Source organism: Collinsella sp. i05-0019-G5 (assembly GCF_042851345.1).
Classification (GTDB): domain Bacteria; phylum Actinomycetota; class Coriobacteriia; order Coriobacteriales; family Coriobacteriaceae; genus Collinsella.
In genome coordinates, this window is record NZ_AP031421.1 from 1,698,236 (window position 1) to 1,715,999 (window position 17,764).

16 protein-coding genes are annotated in these 17,764 nt (G+C 61.0%); 6 read left to right on the plus strand and 10 right to left on the minus strand.

Going from position 1 to position 17,764, the window contains the following annotated elements; translation table 11 throughout:
• Window positions 1–5 precede the first annotated feature (5 nt).
• Complete coding sequence (locus ACGHIZ_RS08040; RefSeq protein ID WP_055252059.1) at window positions 6–1,094, minus strand: putative manganese transporter; 1,089 nt, start codon at window positions 1,092–1,094, stop codon at window positions 6–8.
• 171 nt (window positions 1,095–1,265) lie between these two features.
• On the opposite strand from ACGHIZ_RS08040, the gene ACGHIZ_RS08045 reads away from it, so the two are divergent.
• The 5 genes from ACGHIZ_RS08045 to ACGHIZ_RS08065 all read left to right on the plus strand — a co-directional run bounded on the left by ACGHIZ_RS08045 (window position 1,266) and on the right by ACGHIZ_RS08065 (window position 6,893).
• Entirely contained in the window at window positions 1,266–2,234 is a 969-nt protein-coding gene (locus ACGHIZ_RS08045; protein WP_055252061.1) for a hypothetical protein, read from the plus strand.
• 349 nt (window positions 2,235–2,583) lie between these two features.
• A complete protein-coding gene (locus tag ACGHIZ_RS08050) occupies window positions 2,584–3,774 on the plus strand; it encodes a hypothetical protein (protein WP_148315876.1) in 1,191 nt (396 codons plus the stop codon).
• A gap of 419 nt (window positions 3,775–4,193) precedes the next feature.
• Window positions 4,194–4,559: a helix-turn-helix transcriptional regulator gene (locus tag ACGHIZ_RS08055; RefSeq protein WP_055252065.1), complete on the plus strand. Its 366-nt coding sequence runs from the start codon at window positions 4,194–4,196 to the stop codon at window positions 4,557–4,559.
• Window positions 4,560–4,622: 63 nt separating this feature from the next.
• Complete coding sequence (locus tag ACGHIZ_RS08060; RefSeq protein WP_055252067.1) at window positions 4,623–4,841, plus strand: cation transporter; 219 nt, start codon at window positions 4,623–4,625, stop codon at window positions 4,839–4,841.
• Window positions 4,842–4,940: 99 nt separating this feature from the next.
• Window positions 4,941–6,893 carry a heavy metal translocating P-type ATPase gene (locus ACGHIZ_RS08065; RefSeq protein ID WP_390447356.1) on the plus strand — a complete coding sequence of 651 codons (1,953 nt, stop codon included), beginning with the start codon at window positions 4,941–4,943 and terminating at the stop codon, window positions 6,891–6,893.
• A 279-nt stretch (window positions 6,894–7,172) separates the two neighbouring features.
• On the opposite strand, the gene ACGHIZ_RS08070 is transcribed toward ACGHIZ_RS08065, so the two are convergent.
• The 9 genes from ACGHIZ_RS08070 to ACGHIZ_RS08110 all read right to left on the minus strand — a co-directional run bounded on the left by ACGHIZ_RS08070 (window position 7,173) and on the right by ACGHIZ_RS08110 (window position 16,745).
• A complete protein-coding gene (locus ACGHIZ_RS08070) occupies window positions 7,173–7,562 on the minus strand; it encodes a metal-dependent transcriptional regulator (protein ID WP_055252669.1) in 390 nt (129 codons plus the stop codon).
• A 209-nt stretch (window positions 7,563–7,771) separates the two neighbouring features.
• Window positions 7,772–8,542: a Cof-type HAD-IIB family hydrolase gene (locus ACGHIZ_RS08075; RefSeq protein ID WP_117839740.1), complete on the minus strand. Its 771-nt coding sequence runs from the start codon at window positions 8,540–8,542 to the stop codon at window positions 7,772–7,774.
• A 6-nt stretch (window positions 8,543–8,548) separates the two neighbouring features.
• Window positions 8,549–10,408: an ABC-F family ATP-binding cassette domain-containing protein gene (locus ACGHIZ_RS08080; protein WP_390447359.1), complete on the minus strand. Its 1,860-nt coding sequence runs from the start codon at window positions 10,406–10,408 to the stop codon at window positions 8,549–8,551.
• 205 nt (window positions 10,409–10,613) lie between these two features.
• Window positions 10,614–11,486 (minus strand): phosphate ABC transporter ATP-binding protein PstB, encoded by an 873-nt coding sequence (gene pstB, locus ACGHIZ_RS08085; protein WP_271739601.1) that lies wholly within the window; start codon window positions 11,484–11,486, stop codon window positions 10,614–10,616.
• Window positions 11,483–12,400: a phosphate ABC transporter permease PstA gene (gene pstA, locus ACGHIZ_RS08090; RefSeq protein WP_271739605.1), complete on the minus strand. Its 918-nt coding sequence runs from the start codon at window positions 12,398–12,400 to the stop codon at window positions 11,483–11,485. Before pstA ends, pstB begins: the two co-directional genes overlap by 4 nt.
• 1 nt (window position 12,401) lies before the next feature.
• Window positions 12,402–13,310: a phosphate ABC transporter permease subunit PstC gene (gene pstC / locus ACGHIZ_RS08095; RefSeq protein WP_271739600.1), complete on the minus strand. Its 909-nt coding sequence runs from the start codon at window positions 13,308–13,310 to the stop codon at window positions 12,402–12,404.
• 24 nt (window positions 13,311–13,334) lie between these two features.
• Window positions 13,335–14,270: a phosphate ABC transporter substrate-binding protein gene (locus ACGHIZ_RS08100; RefSeq protein WP_271739599.1), complete on the minus strand. Its 936-nt coding sequence runs from the start codon at window positions 14,268–14,270 to the stop codon at window positions 13,335–13,337.
• Window positions 14,271–14,590: 320 nt separating this feature from the next.
• Window positions 14,591–16,027: a M20 family metallopeptidase gene (locus tag ACGHIZ_RS08105; RefSeq protein WP_390447363.1), complete on the minus strand. Its 1,437-nt coding sequence runs from the start codon at window positions 16,025–16,027 to the stop codon at window positions 14,591–14,593.
• Window positions 16,028–16,082: 55 nt separating this feature from the next.
• Window positions 16,083–16,745 carry an HAD hydrolase-like protein gene (locus ACGHIZ_RS08110; RefSeq protein ID WP_373570332.1) on the minus strand — a complete coding sequence of 221 codons (663 nt, stop codon included), beginning with the start codon at window positions 16,743–16,745 and terminating at the stop codon, window positions 16,083–16,085.
• A gap of 156 nt (window positions 16,746–16,901) precedes the next feature.
• On the opposite strand from ACGHIZ_RS08110, the gene ACGHIZ_RS08115 reads away from it, so the two are divergent.
• Window positions 16,902–17,762 (plus strand): DegV family protein, encoded by an 861-nt coding sequence (locus ACGHIZ_RS08115; protein WP_195502727.1) that lies wholly within the window; start codon window positions 16,902–16,904, stop codon window positions 17,760–17,762.
• The last annotated feature ends 2 nt before the right edge of the window (window positions 17,763–17,764 follow it).

Genomic DNA, 17,764 nt, shown 5'->3' on the forward strand with positions numbered 1-17,764 from the left:
CCTACTTAGAGGCCAACGGCGGAGAGGATGAGGCCCCAGCCAGCGCCGATGACGTACATCATGATCAGGAACACGGCATTTTCGCGGGCGCTGCGGTTGGTGCGGAACAGCACCAGATAACCCACGCCGGCGGAAATGAGCGTGCCGGCGAGCATCGGCGCCAGTTGCAGCGCGCCTTCCAGATACAGCTGTGTAATGACCACGCTCGCCGAGCAATTGGGAATCAGCCCGACAAGCGCCGAACCCAGGACAGCGAGTGTCTCGTTGCCGCGCAGGAACTGCTCGATCGCGGACTCGCCGAACGTCTCGAGCACGGCGACCAGAATCAGCGTCACCAGAAAAATGAATACCGAGACCTGCACGGTGTGCGAGATCGCACTGCGGATGATCGACAGGACAGGCGTCCCTTCGTGGGAGTGAGAGTGACCGTGACCATCATGGTGTTCATGTTCGCCCTCATGACCGTGATCGTGGCCATGTCCGTGTTCGTGCTCGTCCTCGTCTTCATCACAACCGCAATGGTCGCGCTCGCACAGCTCGTGGATGTGGTCGGCGCTCACGCCTGCCTCGGCCACCTCGTCGATGATGTCACCGCCGCTGTGGTCGTCGTGCGCGCAGTTCACGTGGGCCGGGTTGGCCGCGGTTCCCAGCACGGTACGGCGAATCGCCGCGTGCGCGCGGGCGTTACGGCGCAGGCCGCGAATGGCAGCGTCCACGATAAAACCCGTGACCAGTGCGATCAGCGCTTTCGAAGCCAAAAGCATCGCCATAGTCTGCACGGGAACCTGCTCGGCAAGCAACAGCGGCAGCATCTCATCGGAGGTCGAAAGGAACACCGCCACCAACGTGCCCAAGGTCACGACACGGCCGGCGTACAGCGTTGCTGCCATGGCCGAAAATCCGCACTGCGGCACCATGCCCAGCAGCGAGCCAACCACGGGACCCGCAGCGCCGGCGCGCTTGATAGCGCCGTTGACGCGGTCGCCCGCAACGTGCTCAAGTGTCTCGAGAGCAAGATACGTCACCAACAAAAACGGCACCAGCGACAGCGTGTCCTTGCCGGCGTCGAGCAGAATATCAATCAGTAAATCCATGACGGATGGAACCTTTCGTGTCTTTCGGCAGCATTGTAAAAGTCCTAGCGGTCAACTAGGGTATTGTAGTTGTCCCGGGCGCGGTGCCAATAGTTGCCTATGGTAAACTATCATCTCGCCATAACTCAGTAACCTCGAGCCGCACAACGCGGCCCGTCCAAGGAGTAGCATATGAACGTATCGCAAGCACTCGAATACGAGCGCCAGCCGTTTATCCCCATGTTTATCTACGGCGACCACGGCGCCATGGAGTCCGAGCGCCAGAAGGGCGAGGAGGCCCTCAAGGTGCTCGAGACCGAGTACTTTACCGCCGAGGGCGACCCCGGCTTCGACTTTGCCACCGTGCGCGACCTGGCCGACCGCAACCGCGACCTGTGCGACCAGATTGGCGAGGCGCGTCTGCGCAACGTGACGCCCGCGACGCTCTCGCGCGGCCTGTCCGATGCCGACACCTGCGCCGCCATCGGCAAGATGCAAAAGCGCACCGCCGCGTCCGTTATGCGCGAAATCCGCGGCGACCGCGACGCGCTCGGCGTGGCCTACGCCCGCAAGCCCATCCAGGGCACCGTGCTCGGTATCGACATCGAGACCACCGGACGTGCACCCGAGCGCGGCTATATCATCAACGTGGGCTGGGAGATCATGGAGCTCACCAGCGACGCCGTCCCGCATGACGCCGAGGCACACTACTGCGGCCTGCCCGACATCTACCGCGGCGAGGATGTGCCGTTGTCGAATATCCACCACATCACCTGGGACGACATCGACGGCAAAAAGCCGTTCCGCGAGAACAAAGAGCTGCAAAAGCAGCTGCTCAAGCTTATGAAGAAGTACCCGTACATGGCACACAACGCCGCCTTTGAGGACAGCTGGTTCAAGATCCACCTGGACGGCTACGCCGAGGCACGCCGCGCCGGCAAGATCATCGTCATCGACTCGCGCCAGATCTGCCGCAGCCTGGACGCCGACGTGCGCTCGCTCCCCCGCGAGTCCGCCCCCGCCGCGCTCGAGAACTGGGCACGCCGTCGCGGCACCCTCGCGCCCGACGCCAACGAGCAGCATCTGGGTCTGGACGACACCGACCTCATGCTCCGCACGGTACAGGCCGAGTTCAACCTCAAGAACCTATTCGCGAAATAGCAACGCCTGCGACAAACACTACTTGCTCACGAGCGGCCTCGCAGCGGGAAACACCGCAGCGGGGCCGCCCTATGTTCCACAGATAGATCTGCCATCACAAATTCTGAACCCTCATTTTGAACGATTTCGGCCAATTCCCGACACGTAATTCGTTGTCGGATGGTGATGCATCGATATCAAATGTGCAGCAATTGAGTTTTTATATGCTATAGCTAAGCTGCGATAACATTGATTTTAGGCATGCCAACCCATAATTGCGTCAAGCTTTTGGACAGCATTTGGTTAGGCCCCTAAAACGACTTTCCCACTCAGCGCCATCAGCACGGCATTAGCTGACACGATATATACCATGAGTATCGTATTGTCACATACCACTGCAAAAGCGGTCTACCAGGCCGCGCATTCGGCGTCTACGAAAGACACCGAGCCCTGTAACCCTGCCGCGATTTACGGATCATGTCCCACCGGAACGCTCCTTGACGCAGCCGCAGAATGGCTCACCAAACACGATGTTTCCCTTGACGCAAATGATTGCCTCGAAGTAATGGTGTTTGATCGCAGGAATGCGCGCTATGCAATGAACTGTCAATGCCACGTTTCGTCAAAACGATTCTCGAGCTCACGCTTTATAGAGCTCAAAGATGGCATCTTCATTGTTGGCGTTGAGCTTTGCGCACTTCAGGCCGCCACCTATCTCCCTTTTCGCGAACTGGTGGAGTACTACTTTGAATTGTGCGGCGCTTACTCCCTTGGAACCGGCTCTTCCACCTCGTATAACGAGCGTTTCGCGCTCACCTCGACCGAAAGGTTAAAACAGTTCTTTAATTCCATTACCAGATGCGACGGTCTGGCCCTTGCCCGAAAGGCGATTCAATGTGTGCGCGACGGATGCCGGTCTCCTATGGAAACGGCCTTTGTCATGATGCTAACGCTGCCTAAAAGCGAAGGAGGGCTTGGTATTAAGGGAATTGAGACCGATTGCGAGGTGCAGGTCACCGCTGCCGCAAAGAATCTCACGAGACGCAAAAAGTTCTTTATGGATGCGTATCTAAAGAAATCTCGCACAGACATTGAATACAACGGGTTTTATCATGACGCGGAAGAAGACCGCGCCATCGATGAGGAGCGCAAGAATGCGCTTGCGTCCATGGGATACGGAATCATCACCGTCAGTCGTTATTCCTTTATGCATGCCAGCGCTTTCGTTAGGGTCATGGAGGCGATCCAACGGAAAGAGGGCATACGCCCCTCGCGTCTGCCAAAAGACTTTCAAATCATGCAAGAGGACCTGAGACAGTTTGTGCTCAGAAGGTTTATAGAAGAGAAAAAGAGAATTCAGAAGCAGCTTCGCCAGGATTCCGAAGATCGTCAACGAATCGACCTCGAAAAAGCAACACTCGAAGGCATCACGCTGGATGACCCGACAATAAATGAAGTTCCGGCAATCGATGACATGCAGACTGTCGAATCCGACAGCCCATCATTTGCCCAAATAAGCAGCCTCGCGCCCGAGGGCAGAATCTTCGGGGCCGGAAGCTAGACCGGCTAACAAGGTGGGTACCCTAGCGATGTGCAAAATTGCGAGTATTCAGCAGGGTCGGCCCTCCAGCACCCACAAGTTAATCCAAATGAAAAACAAAAACGCTATCGAACGGGAACGTTAGGCAACATTTGAGGAAGACCTTGTCTGTTTACCGCCCTTGGATAACTCTTGAGCGGCTTTATTTGGCCTGGAATAGATTAACGGACCCCCTATAGTTGCAGAATACTCCAATTTTTGCACGGCGCGGGGGCACCCACCCCGGCATCGGCTATCAAAACCGCTCAGTCCGGAATCTCGTCCACTATTCCCCATCATTTTATGCGACGAATTACCTGTACGTCATTGACATATGAACATGCGCTCATATAATCGGAAGTAAGTTATATGAGCGCATGTTCATATGAAAGGATATTGCAATGAGCAGCCACGCTGATGAAACAAAGACTGGCATCGAGGCCACCGAGCCGATCGTCCCCACCACCTGCTCGCCCGAGGACCTTCCCGACGAGGAACTTCTCTACGACCTTGCCGACCTGTTCAAGGTCTTCAGCGACACCACGCGCATCAAGATTCTCTATGCCCTCATGGGCCGCGAGCTCTGCGTGGCTGACATCGCCGAAGCGACCGCGACCTCGCAGTCTGCGGTGTCGCACCAGCTGCGCACGCTTAAGCAGTCGCACCTGGTCAAGTTCCGCCGCGACGGCCGCAACATTCTCTACTCGCTCGCTGACGATCATGTCTATACCATGCTCAACCAGGGCATGAGCCATATCTGCGAATAGCAATCAACCACGGTATCAGCGCGGCCGGCACCCAGACCGCCAACACAGGGAAAGGAACCCACCATGAAAAAGCAGTTTAAGCTCGACGAGATCGATTGCGCCAACTGCGCGCGTGAACTTCAGGACGAGCTGGCTAAGCTCGATGGCGTCAAGTCCGTTTCGGTCAACTTTATGACCCAGAAGCTGACGCTCGAGGCCGACGACGCCAAGTTCGACGAGGTCCTGGACCGCGTCGTTGAGTTCACCGCCGACGCCGAGCCGGACTGCGAGATCATTCTCTAACCCGCGCACACGTTGACCTGTAAGGCCGCGCTTGCCGCGGCCTTTGCTCGCGAAATTATATGAGCAAGTGTTCATACACTCAAATGGGAGGTTTGAATCATGGCAGCCGCCGACCCCAAAAAGAAAAAGAAGAAGCGCAAGAAGAAAGAGTCCCTTGAGCACAAGCGCAACCGCATCCTGGTAGCACTGGGCATTTTTGCCGTTGTTTATGCCCTCGACGAGCTCGGCGCCCTCACTATCGCATTTGGGGAGCCCGGCAACATCTACGCCACCTTCGCGCTGTTCCTCGTGCCGTTTTTGATTGCCGGCTACGACGTACTGCAAAAGGCATTCAATAACATCCGCCGCGGCAAGGCCTTCGACGAGAGCTTCCTCATGGCCGTCGCGACCATCGGCGCGTTTGCCATGGTGCTCTTCCCCGACACCGACCCGCACATGGCCGAAGGCGCCGCCGTCATGCTGTTCTACCAGGTCGGCGAGTTGTTCCAGGCATACGCCGTGGGCAAGAGCCGCAAGTCGATCAGTGCCATGATGGACATCGCGCCCGACTACGCTAACGTCGAGCAAGCCGACGGCACACTCGAACAGGTCTTTCCCGATGACATCGCCGTCGGCACCGTGATCGTGGTCAAGCCCGGCGAGCGCGTGCCTATCGACGGCGTCATCGTCGAGGGCGAAACCCAGCTCGACACCGCCGCGCTCACGGGCGAGTCAGTCCCCCGCCCCGCCAAGACCGGCGACGATATCATCAGCGGCTGCATCAACATGACGGGCCTCATCCACGTGCGCACCACCAAGCCCTTTGGCGAGTCAACCGTCGCGCGTGTTCTGGAGCTCGTGGAGAATGCCAGCGAAAAGAAGGCGCGCACCGAGAACTTCATCACGCGCTTTGCCCGCGTCTACACCCCCGCCGTCACTGGCGCTGCCGCGGTGCTCGCGCTTGGCGGCGGCCTGGTGACTGGCGCTTGGTCCGATTGGATCCTGCGCGGCCTGACCTTCCTGGTCGTCAGCTGCCCGTGCGCCCTCGTGATCAGCGTACCGTTGAGTTTCTTTGGCGGCATCGGCGGCGCGTCCAAGCTGGGCGTTCTCATCAAGGGCTCCAACTACCTCGAGACGCTCGCCGACGTGGACACCATCGTCTTCGACAAAACGGGCACCCTCACCAACGGCACGTTCTCAGTCGTCGCGGTGCACCCCGAGGCTGGCTATACCGAGCAGTCGCTGCTCGAAGTCGCAGCCCTTGCTGAGTCGTTCTTCGATCACCCCATCGCGCAGTCCGTGCGCGACGCCTACCAGGGCGAGGTCGACCCCAAGCGCGTGAGCGACTCCGCCAACGACGCGGGCCACGGCGTGACGGCAACCATCGACGGCAAGCACGTCGTCGTTGGCAACGCCAAGATGCTCGCCGCGGCCGGCGTTGAAGCACCGGACTGTGAGGTTGTCGGCACGATCCTCCACGTGCTCGTTGACGGCGTGTACGCCGGCCACATCGTGATTGCAGACACCGTTAAGGCCGATGCGGAGCAAACGATTCGCGACCTGCATGCCGCCGGTATCAACCGCACCGTCATGCTCACGGGCGACCGCGAGGAGGTTGCAGCGTCTGTGGCCAAGCAACTCGGTCTCGACGAGTTCCACGCGCAGCTCCTGCCGGGCGACAAGGTCGAGCGCGTTGAGGCGCTACTCGCGGCCGAAAGTGGCAAGGGCAAGCTCGCCTTTGTCGGCGACGGTATCAACGACGCTCCTGTGCTTACGCGCGCCGATGTGGGCATTGCCATGGGCGCCATGGGCTCCGACGCCGCGATCGAGGCCGCCGACGTGGTGCTGATGGACGACAAGCCGTCCAACATTTCCCGCGCGATCCGCGTGGCGCGCAAGACCATGTCGATTGTTTGGCAGAACATAATCTTTGCGCTGGGCATTAAGCTGCTGATCCTTGTGCTGGCAGCGCTGGGTATCGCCAATATGTGGCTTGCCGTCTTTGGCGACGTAGGCGTGGCGATCATCGCCATCCTGAACGCCATGCGCGCGATGGGTGTCAAGAACCTGTAGCGCTCGTGGTCCCTCCGGCCGGGGCCGGGCTTGGTTTTGAAAACGTCCTCGCGCATGAGGCCCGTCTTTCTTGCTCCTGCGGAGCAACGGAAAGGCGGGCCTCGCGCTGCGGAGTGTTTTCAAAACCAAGCCCGGCCCCGGCCTGCATTGACACAGCTGGCGGTTCTTGGGCATCGCTTGCTGGCGGGGTTCCTTTGCTGAAATGGACTTGGCCGAAAGGGCCGCTGGTCCCGGTCGCTGGTTCGCGCTTTGCGTGAACTCCGCGCTACTGTGGGTCAGTTAGGCTTCTGTTGTTGGACCCGCTACATCTTCCCGTCTCAGCATCGATCTTAGCTTCTCGAAGCTCTCCTCGCTCAGGCAGTGCTCCATGTGGCAGCCCTCTTGCGACGCGACCTCGGGCGTTACGCCTGCGTCCTCTAGCAGACCTACAAAAAAGCAGTGGCGCTCCCACATTTGACGGGCAACCTCAAGACCGCGTTCCGTCAGATGCACGTCGCGTTTGCCCATCTCCACGTAGCCGGTGCTCTCCAAGGCCGCCATGGCTTTAGAGACGCTTGCTTTGGTTACGCCCAAGTATTCGGCAACGTCGATCGAGCGCACGATGCCCTGACGTTCCGATAGAACGTAGATCGATTCGAGATAGTCTTCTCCGGATTCACGCAGGGCCATGGGCCGCCTTTCGCGATGGCTTCTAGTTAGCCTTTGGATACTTTTGCTTGATTTACTTTACCGCAAAAGTTGCCCATGTCTTACTACTTTGCCTAAAAGTTAGCCGTGTTTCACAAAACATGCGGGACGAAAACAAAATGGGGACGCCCCGCAAGGAGTGTCCCCAACTGCCGGCAGAAAAGGAACGTCCCCAAGTGCCGAATCCGCAGCTACACCAGCCCGAAGTGCTTTGCGGCGTTGTAGATGCCGTCGTCGTCTACGGCGGTCGTTACGTAGGTCGCTGCGGCCTTCACAGTATCCTGCGCGTTGCCCATGGCAACACTGGTGCCCACGGCTCCAAACATCGACAGGTCGTTCTCGCCATCGCCAAAGGCAATCGCTTCGCTCACGTCGACGCCCAGGCGCTCCAGCGTCGCCGCAACGCCCAGATCCTTGCCGCCGTTGGCAGGGATAATGTCGCAGAACAGATCGCACCAGCGCGTCGTGAGCGAATGCGACACCGCATCGGTCACGATATGCTCGTCGGCCGGATCCACAAACGCGCAAAACTGGTAGACCGGCGCGTCGAAGGCGTGGTCAAACGGCTCCTCGTGGTAGACGATTCCCGCGTTGTTGCCGGCCGCCACCACGCGCTCGGACAGGCGGTTCACAAACGAGTTCTCGCCCTGCATGCACAGCGAGTCGTAGCGCCCCTGAGCCACCTGGTCCACGATCACCGCAACATCGTCCGGATCGATCGGGCAGCTGCGGTAAACACCACTGGCATCAAAGCAATGCTGACCCGAAAGCGTAATGTACGCATCCCAGCCAAGGTCGAACAGCCAGTCCGGCATCTGGTAGGTCGGACGGCCCGTAGCGATCACGCACGCAATCCCCTGCTCGTGAAAGCTGTCGAGCACCTGCTGCGCCGACGCCGGAATCCGGTGGGTCTTAAAGCTCAGCAGCGTGCCGTCGATATCGAAAAACGCGGCCCCGATCATCCTCGTCTACTCCTCGCCCTCGAGCTTTTCGCTCGCCTCGAGCCACGCCATCTCCAGCTCGTCCATGGCGGCGTGGGCCTCGTCGATCTTTGCCTGCTGCTCGCCCAGCGCCGTGTAGTTGGTGGGATCGACCTGGGCCATGGCGGCCTCGGCCTCCTCCACGCGAGCGCGCTGCGTCTCCATCTTGCGCTCGAGCGAACTCACCTCGCGGCGAAGCTTCTGGCGTTCGGCGTTGGAAAGGCCATTGGGCTGCCCGCTCGTCTTGGGCTTTTCGGCCGCAACCGCTGCGGCGCCGGTGTCGAACGTGCCGGTCTTGGCGCTCGGCGCGCCCACGGGCTCGCCCTCGGCGGTGGCGTTGCACAGGCGCAGGTACTGATCCACGCCGCCGGGCATATGCGTCAGGTGGCCGTCGAGCAGCGCCCACTGCTGGTCGGTCACGCGCTCCATGAGGAAACGGTCGTGCGTCACTAGGATCAGCGTGCCAGGCCAGCCGTCGAGCAGATCCTCGACAATCGCCAGCATGTCGGTATCGAGGTCGTTGCCGGGCTCGTCCAGGATGAGCACGTTGGGCTCGTCCAGGATTGTCAGCAGCAGCGACAGGCGACGGCGCTGGCCGCCCGAAAGATCGCCGATGCGGCTCCAGAGCTGCTGCGTCGTAAAGCCCAGACGCTCGCAGAGCTTCTCGGGCGAAGTCTCCTTGCCGTCGATGACGTAGTACTTCTTATAGTTGCTGAGCACCTCGCGGATCGTGTCGCCCATGTAGGGCTCGAGCTCTTCGAGCTGCTGCGACAGCACGCCAAAGCGCACCGTCTGGCCAATCTTCACGCGACCGCGCAGGGGCGCGATCTTGCCCTGGATCACGTCGAGCAGCGTCGACTTGCCGGCGCCGTTCTCGCCCAAAAGACCATAGCGGTCGCCCGCACCAATGAGCCAGGTCACGTCGGAGAGCACCTGCTTGGGCGCACCATCGGTATCCGCATAGCCGGCATCCACGTCGATGACATCGATGACCTGCTTGCCTAGGCGGCTCACGGCAAGGCGCTTGAGCTCCAGCTCGTCACGCACGGGCGGTACGTCGGCGATCAGCTCGCGAGCAGCCTCAACGCGAAACTTGGGCTTGGTGGAACGCGCCTGGGCGCCGCGGCTCAGCCACGCGAGCTCCTTGCGCGCCATGTTGCGACGGCGCTCCTCGGTAACGGCGGCCATGCGGTCGCGCTCCACGCGCTGCAGGATATATGCCGAGTAGCCGCCCTCGAAGGGATCTACCTGGCCGTCGTGGACCTCCCACATGCTGGTGCAGACCTCGTCCAAGAACCAGCGGTCGTGCGTGACCACGAGCATGGCGCCCTGGCCGCGCTGCCAGCGGGCCTTTAAGTGACGCGCAAGCCAGTTGATGGTGCGCATGTCCAGGTGGTTGGTGGGCTCGTCGAGCATGAGCACGTCGTAGTCGCCGATCAGCAGGCGCGCGAGGTCCACGCGACGGCGCTGACCGCCCGAGAGCTCGCCCACCATGCCCTCCCAGGGTACATCGCTGATGAGGCCGGCGAGGATCTGGCGCGTACGCGGACTCGACGCCCACTCATACTCGGGCGTGTCGCCCACGACGGCATGATGCACGGTGTCGGTATCGACCAGGTTATCCTTTTGGCCGAGCAATCCAATCGTCGTGTCGCGGCGGTGCGTCACGCGGCCGTCGTCGGGCTCCAACGTGCCGGCGAGCACGCTCAGCAGCGTCGACTTACCGTCGCCGTTTTTACCGACAATACCAATACGGTCGCCCTCGCCCACGCCGAGCGTAACGCTATCGAAAATATGCTTGGTGGGAAACTCTAGGCTGATGGAATCGCATCCCAAAAGAATCGCCATATGCCCTGCTCCTTCGTAGAAATTCAACGTTGTCCATGATAGCAGCGAGCCCCACCCCAAACCACCACGAAGGTGCCTGTCCCCTTTGTGGTGGTCGTTTCGGTCGCAGAGCAAAAAGGCGGGCCATCTCGCAAAAGAGATGACCCGCCTCTCCAATCAGTCCCGCGGGGGCCGTGGCCGCCGCGGGCCTCAAGCATGTCCCGGACTAGGAGAACATGCCGGTGAGGTAATCATTCAGCCGCTTATCCTTGGGCCGTTGGAAAATCTCGTCGGTCTCGTCGTACTCGACCATATCGCCCATGTAGAAGAACGCCGTGCGGTTGGACACGCGCGACGCCTGCTCCATGTTGTGCGTCACGATGACGATGGCGCGCTCGGCAACGATCGACGACATGAGGTCCTCGATCGCCAGCGTCGAGATGGGGTCGAGCGCCGAACAGGGCTCATCAAACAGGATCACGTCGGGGTTGAGCGCCAGCGTGCGCGCGATGCACAGGCGCTGCTGCTGACCGCCCGAAAGCGCGTAGGCGCTCTTGTCGAGTTTGTCTTTGACCTCGTCCCACAGCGCCGCGCCGCGCAAGCTCTCCTCGACCATGCGATCGAGCTCGTCGCGGTCGGTGATGCCGTGACGCTTGGGCGCAAACGTGATGTTGTCGCGAATGGACTTGCGGAACGGGTTGGGCTGCTGGAACACCATGCCGATGGAACGGCGCAGCTCGTAGGTGTTTTCGGTCTTGGTGTTCACGTTGCGGCCGCGGTAGTTGATCTCGCCCTCCACGCGACAGCCGCGAATCTCGCGATTCATGAGGTTGAGGCTGCGCAAGAAGGTCGACTTGCCGCAGCCCGAAGGCCCGATGAGCGCCGTGATCTCGCCCTTGTGAAAGTCGAGCGACGTATTGTGCAGCGCATGGTGATCGCCATAGTACACGTTGACGTCCTTGGTAGAGAGTACGACCTCGTCGCTCACGGCCTTGCCGCTCACACGCACGTGCTTTTCGCTTTGCCCCACGCTCGACAGAAAGTCCTGGGTCTCGGACGTGGCCGCTTCGGTTGCGGGCGTTGTATTCATCTCGCTCATTCGGCCGTCATCCTCCTTGCCAGTTGCTTGCCCACGATACGGGCGACTACGTTAAACAGCAGCACGCAAATCATCAGCAGTGCCGCGGTGCCCCAGACGATCTGCTGGGCCTCGGGGCTGCCCTCGCCATAGATCTTGTAGATATGAACGGCGAGCGACTCGCCGGGACGGAACACGTTCCAGGCGCAGGTGGGGCTCGACAGGTTAAAACTCAAGAAGTTCAGGCGAACCGGCGAGCTCATGCCCGAGGTAAAGAGCAGCGCCGCGGCCTCGCCAAACACGCGGCCGGCCGAAAGCACGATGCCGGTCACGATGGCGGGCATGGCCTCGGGAATCAGGATGTGCAGTGTGGCCTCCCAGCGAGTGAGGCCCATGGCCAGGCACGCATCGCGCTGGGCCTGCGGCACGTCCTCGAGCGCCTGCTGAATCACGCGCACCAGGATGGGGATGTTGAACATGGTGAGCGCGACGGCGCCGGAGATGATGGAGTACTTCCAGCCCAGCTGCACCGAGAACACCAGAAAGCCGAACATGCCCACGACAATGGAGGGCAGCGAGGACAGCGTCTCGATGGCGGTGGAGGCGATGTCGCGGATGGGTCCGTCCGGCGCGTACTCAACCAAGAACACCGCGCCGCCCAGGCTGATGGGCACCGATATACCTAAGGTGATCAGCAGCAGGTAGAACGAGTCGAACAGCTGGTAGAGCACGCCGCCCTGGGTTCCGTTGGCGCGCGCGGGCTGCGTGAGGAAGCCCGGTTGGAACAGCGTCGAGATGCCCTCGAACAGGATGTAGGCCACCATGGAGACGACGATGAGCATGACGATGGCGACAATTGCCGTCAGCACGCCCGTGGCGATGCGGTCCTGCTTTTGGACACGCCCGAGTCTTGCCTCGTCGATATGGATGCGCATGCTAGCCACGAGCCTTCGCCCCCTTGCGGCCAATGAGATGGATGATCAGGATGAAGATGAGGCTCATGCCCATCAGCAGCAAACCGAGCGCCCACAGGACATCGTCCTGGGCCGAGCCCTCGGCATAGACCGCCATGGACGTGGTGAGCGTGGTGGTGATGGTGGACGCCGGCGACAGCAGCGACGTCGGCATGGCCTCGATGCCGCCGATAACCATGCGCACGGCGAGCGTTTCGCCAAAGGCGCGGGTCATGCCAAGGATGACCGCGGTCATGAGCGACGGCATGGCGGACTTGAGCACCACGTGCCAGATGGTCTGCCAGCGGGTGTAGCCCAGCGCGAGCGAGCCCTGACGGTAGCTGTCGGGCACAGCGCGCAGGCCATCGACCGAAAGCGTGGTCATCGTCGGCAGAATCATGACTGCCAGCACGATAGCGCCGGGCAAGATACCCAGACCCGTGCTCACGTGGAAAACGCTCTTCATAAGACCGACGACCACGTGAAAGCCGATCAGGCCAAAGACGACCGAGGGAATGCCGGTCAAAAGCTCAATAAGCGGCTGAAAGATCTTGGAACCAAACTTAGGCTGGATCTCGACCGCAAAGATGGCAGAGCCGATGGCGATGGGCAGCGCGATAAGCGTGGAGAGCACCATGACCGCAAACGAGGTGACGATCAGGGGCAGGGCGCCGGTATAAGGCAGGCCGTTTTCGGCTGTGTTGGCCAGGTCCCACTTGGTGCCGGCAAAGAACTCGACGACCGAGACGCCGTCCTTGACAAAAGCCGAGAGGCCCTTTTGGGCGACCATAAAGATGAGCGCGGCAACGACAAGCGTCACGAGCGCTACGCACGCACCCGTGACGCCCAGGCCCACGTTCTCAAGGTCGCGCTTTGGCAGCTGTTTTGCCATTGCAAACCTTTCCGGGGCGGTTACTTATTTAGAGGAGACCTTGCCGCTGGCGTCCTTGACGACCTTCATGGCAGAGACGGGAATGAAGCCCTGCTCCTCGACGAGCTTGCCCTGGACGTCGTCGGAGAGCATGAACTCCAGGAAGGCCTTGGTGGCCTCGTCGGCGTCCTTTGCGCAGTACATGTGCTCGGTAGCCCAGATCTTGAAGGAGTCGTCGGTGACGTTTGCGCTCTTGGGCTCGACGCCCTCGACCTTGATGGCGTTGAACTTGGAGTCATCGAAGTGCGAGAAGTCGAGGTAGGAGATGGCGTTGTCGGTGCTGCCCATCTGAGTCTGGACATCGCCGGACTTGTCGAGCTCGGCGTCGCCCTTAAAGTCGACGGCCTCATCGCCAAAGACGGCGGCCTCGAAGGTGGCGCGGGTGCCGGAGCCGGCCTTGCGGTTGAGGACGACGATGGTAGCGTCGTCACCGCCGACCTCCTTCCAGTTGGTGATCTGGCCGGAGAAGATGCCCTTGAGCTGCTCGAGGGACAGGTCGTCGACCTTCACGTTCTTGGAGACGACGGGACCCATACCCACAACGGCGACCTCGTGGTCAACGAGGTTCTTGACCTGATCGGCCTCGAGCTTGGTCTCGGCAAAGACGTCGGAGTTACCGATGGTAACGGTGCCGGCGGCGACAGCGGTCAGGCCCTTGCCCGAACCGTTGCCCGAACCGGAGACGGAGACGTCGGGGTTGGCATCCATGAACTTCTCGGCAGCGGCCTCGACGAGAGCTTGGAACGAGGAGGCGCCGTCGTAGGTCACCTCGCCGGAGACGGACTCGGCGGCGGCGCTACCCTTGGCGGCGGCGTCGGATGCGCCGGAGCCGCCACAACCAACGAGACCGAGACCGACGATGCTGGCAAGACCACCAGCGAGGCCGAGGAACTGACGACGAGAATAAGCCTGATCGAGCATGATCTTCCTTTCATACATGCGACTCGCGGGCACCCTGCCCGCTTTGCTGTTTGGAAAGATACGGTCTCGATCGGGCGACGACCGCCTTATCTGCGGTTTCTTACGGACATTTGATAGACCCTTACCGCAAGCTCTGCCCAGCCTTTACAAACGGATAACAAACCCGCCACCAAGCATGACCCGCCTTTTACACCAATAAAAACAAAGTTGCGGTGAAATAGTTCCTGCTTGGCCATCAAATGGCCCATTCTAGGAACTATTCCACCGCAACTTAAAAAGCCCGGACGAAAGGGGTGCTAAGTTGTTAAAACGCCGCAGCCTTAAAGCTCAAGCTCGTTCAAACGTAAGATCGCCACGATATAAATCTTGAGCGCCTGCTTGAGCTGTTCCTCGTTGGCGCACTCATTGGGGCCGTGCATCTGGCCGCCCCATGCGGGCAGCTCCAGGCCGGTCTCCTCGGGGCCAAACGAGACGGCGCGGGCAAAGTTGCGTGCGTACGTGCCGCCGCCCATGGCAAAGGGCTCAGCATGCTTGCCCGTAAACTCGTTATAGGTATCAATAAGCGCCTTCACGGCCGGATCGTCGGCAGAGACCGAGAACGGCACCTTCGCACGACCCACACGGCACGTCACGCCAAAACGGCCCACGAGCGGATCGAGCTGCTCGCGGATGGTATCGGCACTCGTGCTGTCGGGGAAGCGCACGTCGATGACCTGCTCAATATGGCCATCCGCCACGCGGGTGACGCCAGCGTTGCAGGTAAGCGGGCCAAACGCCGGACTCGTCGCATCGATACCTAGGCCGCGGCCATAGGCGTCCGCATGCACAAAAGCCAGGAACTTGACGAACTCGTGCTCGGCAGGTCTCAGCAGGCGCTCGTCGCGCGCACCAAACGCATCCTCGGCCTCGCGCAGATACGCCACGATGAGGCCGACGGCATTGATCGTTCCCTCGGGCATCGAGGCATGACCGCCAATGCCGTGGGCGAAAATCTGGGCATGTCCGTTGTCGAGTGCTGTGATCTCCAGGCGGTCGGCGTTCTCGACCGGTGCCGGCAGCTCATCGGCGTCAATCGCAAGCTCGCAGATAGACTGCGACGGAATGGCGTTGCTCGCCTCGGCACCGCTCCAGGACACAATACGACCGCCGTCGATCTTGGAGCTCACAAATGTCGCCCCAAACTGGCCCTTCTCGGCATTGCAGACCGGGAACTCGGCATCGGGCGTAAACAGAAAGTCGGGGTCTGCGTGGTTCTCCAGATAATGGTGAACGTCGGACATGCCCACTTCCTCATCGCAGCCCAGCAGCGCGCGGAAAGCATAGCGCGGGGTAATGCCGTGCTTGAGCAGATAAGCGCCGGCGTAGAGCGACAGCACCGCCGGACCCTTGTCGTCAATCACGCCGCGACCGAGCAGCCAGCCCTCGCGGCGCTCCATCGCAAACGGGTCGGTGTTCCAACCGGGGCCAGCGGGAACCACGTCCACGTGGCAGATAGTCGCGAGCTGCTTGTCGCCGCGACCCGGGATATCGGCGATTCCCACATAGCCCCCGTCGTCGCTCGTCTGATAGCCGAGCTTTTGCGCAATGCCGAGCGCGCAATCGAGCGCGTCACGGACCGGGCGGCCAAACGGCGCACCGGGCTCCGCATCGGCAGCAACGGCCACGGACGGATAGCTCACCAGTTGTTCGATATCGGCAACGACATCCTCCCAGACCTCGTCGACATACTCGGCAACGCTCTGCTCCACCTGATTCATGAACGACCTCCTTACCAATGAGCGACGGGTACGCCCGCCCCTCACATTATGTCTATTAGATAGCGAAAAGTTTAGCAAGCTCGGCCACCGAGTGCACCACCGCATCGGCGCCCGCGGCCTCGTGCTCCCCCGGCGCTGCCGCGCCCGAATAGATGCCGATGCACGGCACGCCCATCGCGTGCGCGCCCTCCACATCGTTAAAGCGATCGCCGATCATCACGGCATCGTCGGCCGTCGCGCCGAGCGCCGCCAGGGTATCGCGAACCGAATCGGCCTTGGTCTCGCGTCCCTGCGGCGGATTCATGCCAACCACAGCTTCGAACTGGCAAAGCCCCAGCTCATGAACCATATCGATGCACTTCGCCTCCATGCGAGACGTCGCCACGGCCATACGCTTGCCCTGGGCGGCCAACCCATCCAGCAGCTCGGGGACCCCATCGAACACGGGGTACTCCTCCGGCCCCAGCTCATCAAAAAAGGCGCGGTACTCGTCGGCCACCACAAGCGACTCCTCGCGGGAAAAGCCGTAAAAGTCGTGAAAGCTCTTCCACAGGGGCGGCCCGATCATACGGCGCAGATCACCCATCTGCGCCTCCGAAAACCCGCGCGCAGCCAGCGTCTTGCGCGTCGAGGTCATCACTGCCCGGCCCGTATCTGCCACCGTGCCGTCAAAATCGAACAACACGACCGGCCGTTTGCCTATCTCCAACGCCTCCATCGGCATTCCTCTTCCCCAGTTGACGATTTCCACACCGACACTTCAAACTGTTGACTATTCAACAATTGAACCTAGTAATGTGGAACGACTCTACTATACTTGTCGCACTTTGCTCTCAGAAGGCGGCGCGCAAGCGCCCCAACGAAAGGTGCAATTATGTCTTTTGCCATCATAACCGACTCCACGTCGGACATCTCCCCCGCCCACGCTCAAGAGCTCGGCATTTACGTGATTCCGCTGCATGTGATTATCGAGGGCGAGGACCTGCTCGACCAGGTGCAGATTACCGCCGAGGAATACGTCGCGCGCATGGCCGGCTCCGAGCAACTGCCGCACACCTCGCAGCCGAGCGCCGGCGAGTTCAAGGCACTCTTTGACCGCGTGCTCGCCGACGGCCATGATAGCGCCATCTTTATCTCACTGTGCAGCGAGTGGTCCGCCTGCTATGCCAACGCCAGCCTGACGGCCGAAACGCACGAACTCGACGTGCGCTGCATCGACTCGCGCACCGGCTCGGGTGCCGAGGGCCTGCTGGTGGAGTACGCGCTGGCCATGCGCGAGGACGGCCGCAGCCTGGACGAGACCGAGGCGCAGATCCGCGCGACGCTGCCCGACGCCCACCTGCTGCTGATTCCCCGCACGCTCGAGAACCTCGTTAAGAACGGCCGCGCGCCCAAGCTCGCCGGCCAGCTCACGCAGATGCTCAACATTCGCCTGGCCGTTTCGCCGGAGTGGAAATCGGGCGAGATCAAGGCCATCAAGAAGGGCCGCGGCGCCAAGCGCATCGTCGTCAACACCATGGCCGACTGCCTCGCGTTTTTGGCTGAGCATCCGGGTTCAAGCGTGCGCGTGCTCACGACCGGCGCCGCCGAGGAGCAAGAGCTCGTCAGCCAAGCGCTCGCAGGCCAAGACTATGTAGACGCCGGCACCGGCCCCATCGGCTGCACCATCGCCACCCATGTAGGCATCGACGCCATCGCCATCAGCTACTGCCCCCGCTACCAGCCAACTCACTAGGG